The organism is Geminisphaera colitermitum TAV2, assembly GCF_000171235.2.
GTDB lineage: Bacteria > Verrucomicrobiota > Verrucomicrobiia > Opitutales > Opitutaceae > Geminisphaera > Geminisphaera colitermitum.
This window is the reverse complement of record NZ_ABEA03000116.1, coordinates 1-7,182: the sequence shown is the minus strand read 5'-3', so window position 1 is coordinate 7,182 and position 7,182 is coordinate 1. Positions and strand designations below refer to the sequence as shown.

Here is a 7,182-nt window from a genome sequence, read left to right as displayed (position 1 = left end):
CCCCTCATCGCCATCACGCATGACAAACACCCTTTGGGAAACCACCCCGCGCAAACCCGCGCTCTCTGCGCCGCTGGAGTAAAACACATCCAACTCCGCACCAAACAACTCAGCTCCCAGCCCGACCGCTGGCTCGCCCTCGCCCGTGAAGTCGTGGACATCTGCCACGCGCACGACGCCCTCTGCATCATCAACGACAACCCCGAAATCGCCCGCGACTCCGGAGCCGACGGCGTCCACCTCGGAACGCAAGACACCCCTTGGTCCACCGCCCGACGCCTCCTCGGCCCCCGAGCCCTCATTGGCGGCACCGTCAACAACACCGACCACGCCCGCGCCGCCGCCGCCGCGCACGCCGCCGGCCACCTCGACTACATCGGCATCGGCCCCCTCCGCCACACCACCACCAAACAAAACCTCGCCCCCCTCCTCGGCCTCGACGGTATCCGAGAACTCCTTACAAACTGGCCCTCCCCCCCCCCCCCTCCTACATCATCGGCGGAGTTCACCCAGCCGATCTCCCAGCCATCCGCGCCCTCGGAGCCGACGGCGTCGCCATTTCCGGCGCACTCCTCAACGCCCCCGACCTTCCCGCCCGCCACCGCGAATTTCTCACCGCGTGGTTTGAAGGTAGGGGTTTCGCTTGCGAAACCCGCGAATGCCATTTGGCGCGTCGCTCTCCTGCTGCGGGCTTCGCAAGCGAAGCCCCTACATCGCCATTCGAAACAATCCAAACAACCACCCAACCATGACCGCCACCACGCCACACGTCACCACGCCACCGCCGCTCACCATCGCAGGCATCACCCTCCGCTCCCGCCTCTTTCTCGGCACCGGCAAATACAGCTCACCCGCCATCATGGCCGCCAGCCTGGCCGCAGCCGACGCCGAACTCGTCACCGTCGCCCTCCGCCGCGTGCGTACCGAATCCACCACTACAGATGACATCCTTGCCCACATCGACCGCACCCGTCACCGCCTCCTTCCCAACACCTCCGGCGTACGCGACGCCAAGGAAGCCATCCTCGCCGCCGAACTCGCCCGCGAAGCCATTGAAACCAACTGGCTCAAACTCGAAATCCATCCCGACCCCAAATACCTCATGCCCGACCCCGTGGAAACTCTCGCCGCCACCCGTGAACTCGTGCGCCGCGGCTTTGTAGTGCTTCCCTACATACACGCCGACCCCGTGATCTGCAAACAACTCGAAGAAGCCGGAGCCGCCGCCGTCATGCCCCTCGCCGCCCCCATTGGCAGCAACCGTGGCCTCGAAGCCCGCGTTTTTTTAGAAATCATCATCGCCCAGTCCCGCGTCCCTGTCGTCATCGATGCCGGACTCGGCGCGCCCTCGCACGCTGCCGCCGCCCTCGAACTCGGTGCCGACGCCGTCCTCGTCAACACCGCCATCGCCTCCGCCCCCGACCCGGTTGCTATGGGCCGCGCCTTCCGCCTCGCCGTCGAAGCCGGTGCCCTCGCCCACCACTCCGGCCTCGCCTCCATCGCCACCGCCCCAGAAGCCGACGCCACCTCCCCCCTCACCGCCTTCCTCTCATCGACTTAAATCGACCTAAATCGAATTAAGTCGAATTAAGTCTCTCCCCTCCTCACATCACCCATGACCTTCACCGACCTCTGGCGACAACACGATTTCGCCACCACTGCCGCCCGTATCCAAACCGCCACGACAGCCGACGTCCAACGCGCCCTCGCCCGCGCAACCCACGCCACCCCCTCCAGCGCCACCGCGCTCACGCCCGACGACCTCGCTGCGCTCCTCTCGCCCGCCGCCGCCCCGCACCTCGAACAAATGGCCCGCCTCGCCAACCGCGCCACCCTCGCCCGCTTCGGACGCACCATGCAACTCTTCGCGCCCCTCTACCTCACCAACGCCTGCGTCAACATCTGCACCTACTGCGGCTTCAGCGCCCAAAACAAAATCCCCAGAAAAATCCTCAACGACACCGAAATCCTTGCCGACACCGCCGTCCTCAAACGCCACGGCATTGACCACATCCTCTTTGTCACTGGCGAAACCACCCGCGTCGGACGCGCCTATTTCAGCAACGCGATAAAACTCCTCCGTCCCCACTTCTCCAGCATCTCGATGGAAGTGCAGCCCATGACGACCGACGACTACGCCGCCCTCGCTGCCGACGGACTCAGCGCCGTGACCGTATTTCAGGAAACCTACGACCCCGCCGCCTACGCTCGTCACCACCTCCGCGGTCCCAAGGCCAACATGGTCAACCGACTCGAAACACCCGACCGACTCGGCCAGGCCGGACTCAAAAAAATCGGCCTCGGCGCCCTCTACGGCCTCTCCGACTGGCACGCCGAAGCCTGGTTTCTCGGACAACACCTCCGTCACCTCGAACACACGTATTGGCGCACCCGATACAGCATTTCCTTCCCCCGCCTCCGCCCCCACGCCGGACAGGACATCCCGCTCACGCCCTTTGACGAACGCGACCTCGTCCAGACCATCTGCGCCCTCCGACTCTGGAGCCCCGAAGTTGATCTCACCCTCTCGACGCGCGAAAGCCCCCGATTCCGCGACCACGCCCTGCACCTTGGCATCACCAGCATGAGCGCCGGGGCGAAGACCAACCCCGGCGGTTACTCCGCCGAGCCCGAATCCCTCGAACAATTTGCGATCAACGACGACCGTTCCCCCTCCGAAATCGCCGCCACCCTCCGCGCCCACGACTACGAACCCGTCTGGAAAGACTGGGACCCCACCTACGACGGTGCGACCCCGAACCCGCAACCGCTGGGAACGCCGTTCACCTGACAAGTGTGTGAACTCTCATCAAAAATAGTTACATCTTTTATTATTTTTGCGCCTTTTGTGCCTTTTTGCGGCTATTCCAATTGCGGAATTTGGGTTAATATCGGATGGAATCGGAAACAAAATCCTGCGGTGGGCACCCTCGCCCACTGCACACGACATCATGGCTGCTACACTTTCTCGGAAATTCCCAAACTCCTGGCCCCATCTCCTGGTTCTCCTCGGCGCATGCCTTGCACTCCTTGTCGGCTGCCAAAGCTCCTCCAAGAAAAAAGCCGCCGCGGCCAACGCTGGCAAAGCCGCCCTCCCCAAGGAAGTCGAACGCCCTCCCGTCAGCACCACGCACGACAAGGAACTGCGTGCCATCCTCGACGCCGCCCGCTCCGGCAAGTGGGACGAAGCCGAAACCCAGATTGCCCGCCTCAAACGCCAGGACCCCTCCGACCCCACCGTTGACCGCATTTACAGCTGGATCTACGTCGAAGCCCAGCGCCGCCGCGACCGCTCCCTCGAAAACGAACTGCGCGACATCCAGGCCACCGACACCCGCTTCACCAACACCTTTCAAGACTTCTTCACCGAGTCCAAAGCCCGCGGCCTCGACCTCCCGCAGAGCCTCCGCGAAGCCCTCGACGACGTGCCCAAATCCTCCGTCATCCCACCCAGCTACGGCCAGACCCTCAACCGCTCCGCCCCCCTCACCGGCATCAACGACAAGGACAAACCCAGCGGCATGGAGGCCATCCTCCAAAAAACCGTCACCCTCCAAGTCGATGACGTCACCCTCGAGTCGATCATCTTCACCCTCGGCAAGGCCACCGGCGTCAACTTCGTGGCCGACCGCGGCCTCGCCCAATTCCAGAAAAAAATCAGCGTCAACATGAAGGACGTCCCCCTCACCGACCTCCTCTCCTACGTGTCGCGCCAGATGGAACTCCACTTCGAAGTCGGCGAAAACCTCGTCTGGATCGTCGATGCCAAGAACAAGAAAAACCTCTTTGAAGAAACCCGTTTCTACCGCCTCTCCCGCGGCTTCATCATGCCCGCGCAATTCGGTGCCAGCGAAGTCAAGGAAACCCGCGTCAAGGACAAGGACAAGGAAACCATAACGACCAACCAGACCGTCGAACAATTCGTCCGCGACGGCGCCCCGCAGGAGACTGGCATCGAGCAAGCCATCAAAAAATTCTTCACCGGCTCCACCTACATGATCGACTACGAGCGCAACATCATCGTGGCCACCGGCACCCGCGACCAGCTCCGCACCTTGGAAAACATCATCCGCGAATTTGACCGCCCCGTGCAGCAAGTCCTCATCGAAGCCCGCTTCATCACCATCTCCGAAGCCGCCTTCCAGCAACTCGGCCTCAACTGGGAAACCAACCGCCCCACCACCTCCGCCCGCTCCGCCACCGACTACACCAGCATTGCCACCACCGTCGGCTTCGGACTCGAAAAAACCTTCACCGGCATCTTTGGCAGCAACAGCGACTCCCTCACCGCCACCCTCACCGCCATCGAACAAAGCGGCGAAAGCCAGACCCTCAGCGCCCCCCGCCTCACCGTCATCAACAACCGCCCCGCCACCATTCGCGACGGCAAGACCCAATACTACTACGAAGAGTACCAAGTCTCGCAGACCATCCTCGAAAACCGCTCCACCTCCTCACTCGTTCCCTCCGGCAAACCGACCAAACTCTCGGCCGGCGTCTCGCTCGACGTCCTCGCCAGCATCGGCGGCGACGGACGCAGCATCATGCTCGCCCTCAAACCCAGCGTCTCGCAGGACGTGGAACTGGTGACCTTCGCCACCGTCAGCGACCTCGACTCCAGCGGCAGAGTCGTGAGCACCTTCGACATCAAGCTCCCCCAATCCCGCGACCAGGAAATCTCCACCCGCGTCATCGTCCAATCCGGCGAGACCGTCGTCATGGGCGGCGTCATTGAGAACGTGCAAAGCACCTTCACCGAATCCGTGCCCGTCCTTGGGGCCATTCCCTATCTTGGCGCGCTCTTCCGCACCAAAACCGAAGTAAGCAAACCCCGTTACCTGCTCATATTCGTGACCGCCACGCTCCTCTCCGAGACCGGCGAATTTGTCCGCTACAACAACGCCCCCGGCACCGAAGAGACGCCCCGCACCCAACGACGCTCCCGCCGCGGCACCCGCGCCCCCGAAGCCCCCCTCTTCGCCCCCGAGCCCTCCGCACCGGAAGCCCAACCAACGGAAAACACTAAACGTTGAACATTAAACATTAAATACCAAACCCTGAAGCCCGACCACCAAACCCGCTCCCCGGCCATTCAATGTTAAATGTTAAGCGTTAAACGTTAAATGTTCGACGGCGCAGCCGCCTCCCTTCCCTCCCCCCCCCCCCCTTCCCGCCTTCCGCTCCGATGCCCGCCACCGCCGCCACGACCGCCGCCGTCCGCCGCCTCCTCACCGGCATCGCTCCTCATGGACGCCGCATCGCCATCCAAGCCGGTGAAGCCGTCGCGCGCATCCTCCTCGCCCGCCGTGAAGTCTCCGGACTGCGTATCGAAAAACTCATCACCATCGACCTCGCCGCCGACGGCCTCCTCACCCCCGAAGAAATGGCCCGCCGCCTCGGCCAGATCCTCGCCACCCTCCCCCCCGCCCCCGTCGCCCTCTCCCTCCCCCTCGGCCGCTCCCACTCCCAGATCATGGACCTCCCGCCCGGCGACACCCGCGCCGCGCACCCCCTCGTCCAAACCATCGGCGGACGCCAGTTCGAACAAGTCCCCAGCATCTACGACTCCCGCCCGCTAAAACCCTTTGGACCCCACGCGCGCCCCGCCTGGATCACCATTGCCCGCGAAGCCGACGTGGACCTGCAACTCCTCCGCTGCGGACTGGCAGCGGGTGACGTCACCCACATCACCAGCGCGGACGGCGCCCTCTCCGCCGCCTTCGCCGAAGTCTCCGCCCGCCCCCCCTCCGCCGTCCTCATCGAACTCGGTGCCGTCGCCAGCACCCTCGTCCTCGTCCTCGACCACCAGACGGTCTTCTCCGCCAGCATCGACACCGGCAGCGGCGCACTCCTCGCCGCCCTCGCCACCGACCTCCGCTGCCCCGCCGACGAAGCCGAGATCGTCCTCAAACGCGAAGGCCCCGCCGTCGTCAGCCCCGCCACCCCGCAACTCCAAGCCGCCCTCCAACGCTGGCACCACTCCATCGAAACCCTCCTGCGCGAACACGCCCGCGAAGCCGGCATCCCGCCCGACACCCTCCTTGAACTGCCCCGCTGGTTCAGTGGCGCCCAACTCGCCGACCCCGGCGTCCGCGCCCTCCTCGAAACCCACGCCGGCGGCCACCCCGCGCAACACTGGCCCGACATCGCCGTCGGGGACGATGGCCGCGCCGTCTCCCTCGCCGCCTGCGCCATAGCTTACGGAGTCGCCGCCATCTCCAGCGGACTCCAGCCCGCGCCCGCCAACTTGCTCCCCCCCGCCGCGCGCGAACTCCGCCGCACCCGGCAAAAAACCACCTGGCTCCACGCCGCCCTTCTGACCGCCCTTGTGCTCGGTGCCGCCCTCGTCACCCACGCCTGGGCAGGCCGCCTCGCCTCCGTGCGCGCCAAGCAAGAACGCGTTGCCCTCCTCGAACACGCGCGGGACGCCGGCCCCCGCCTCACCGAAGAATTCGCCGCCCGCGAACAAGCCTACCTCGAAGCCACCCCCGCCCTCTACCTGCAAAAACGCACCCGCGACCTCCTCACCGGCATCCGCACCCTGAGCACCGCTCGCACCGCACACGCCCCAACCGCCGACTTCTGGTTTGCCGTCATTGCCGACGCCGAGACCTATGTCGGCGGCGCGATCCCGCAAGGCACGCCCGCCGCCGCTCCCGAAACGCAATTCCTGCGCGGCTGCTTTGCGCGCCCCACCGGCCTCGTCGTTGAACTCAGCCTCCCCCCCTCCAACAAAGACCACCTCGGTTCCATCGGCACGCTCGTCCAAAACCTCCGTGCCACCCACCAGTTCACCAGCGTCGACATCCTGCCCGTCCGCGCCCGCCAGCCCCTGGCCGACCCCAGCGTCTTTGCGCCCAAAGGAGGCGACTTTGCCCTCGCCCTCGAAACCGCCCCCTACGAACACAACCTCCCCCCCCCACCCCCCTCCCGCCAACGGCGACCGCAACACCCGAGCACGCCCCGGCCTCTTCGGACAATAACCCCCATCCACCCACTGTTCACTGCTCACTGCCCACTGTTCACTGTCCCCATGCACCTCCACAGCCAGCGCCTCTTCTACGCCGTCCTCGTGCCACTGGCAGTGCTCCTCATCGTGGCGGCGCTTGCCTACCGGCCGCTCGTCAACCGCGAAGCCGTGCTCGACCAGCAACTCGCCGAACTCCAAGCCACCCTCATCCG

4 protein-coding genes and 1 pseudogene are annotated in these 7,182 nt (G+C 65.0%); all 5 read left to right on the top strand.

What is annotated here, in order from left to right; translation table 11 throughout:
* Positions 1–6: 6 nt before the first annotated feature.
* Positions 7–453, top strand: a pseudogene (locus OBACDRAFT_RS29865) (thiamine phosphate synthase); the annotation flags it as partial.
* A 295-nt stretch (positions 454–748) separates the two neighbouring features.
* On the top strand, positions 749–1,561 hold the full coding sequence (locus tag OBACDRAFT_RS13780) for a thiazole synthase (RefSeq protein WP_052361988.1): 813 nt from the start codon (positions 749–751) through the stop codon (positions 1,559–1,561).
* 54 nt (positions 1,562–1,615) lie between these two features.
* Positions 1,616–2,791: a 2-iminoacetate synthase ThiH gene (thiH, locus tag OBACDRAFT_RS13775; protein ID WP_052361986.1), complete on the top strand. Its 1,176-nt coding sequence runs from the start codon at positions 1,616–1,618 to the stop codon at positions 2,789–2,791.
* A gap of 160 nt (positions 2,792–2,951) precedes the next feature.
* Positions 2,952–5,033, top strand: a complete 2,082-nt coding sequence (locus OBACDRAFT_RS30755) for a type II secretion system protein GspD (RefSeq protein WP_081722046.1) — start codon at positions 2,952–2,954, stop codon at positions 5,031–5,033.
* Positions 5,034–5,185: 152 nt separating this feature from the next.
* Positions 5,186–7,182: hypothetical protein (locus OBACDRAFT_RS13765; RefSeq protein ID WP_232767134.1), on the top strand; the 1,997-nt coding region annotated here is incomplete at its 3' end.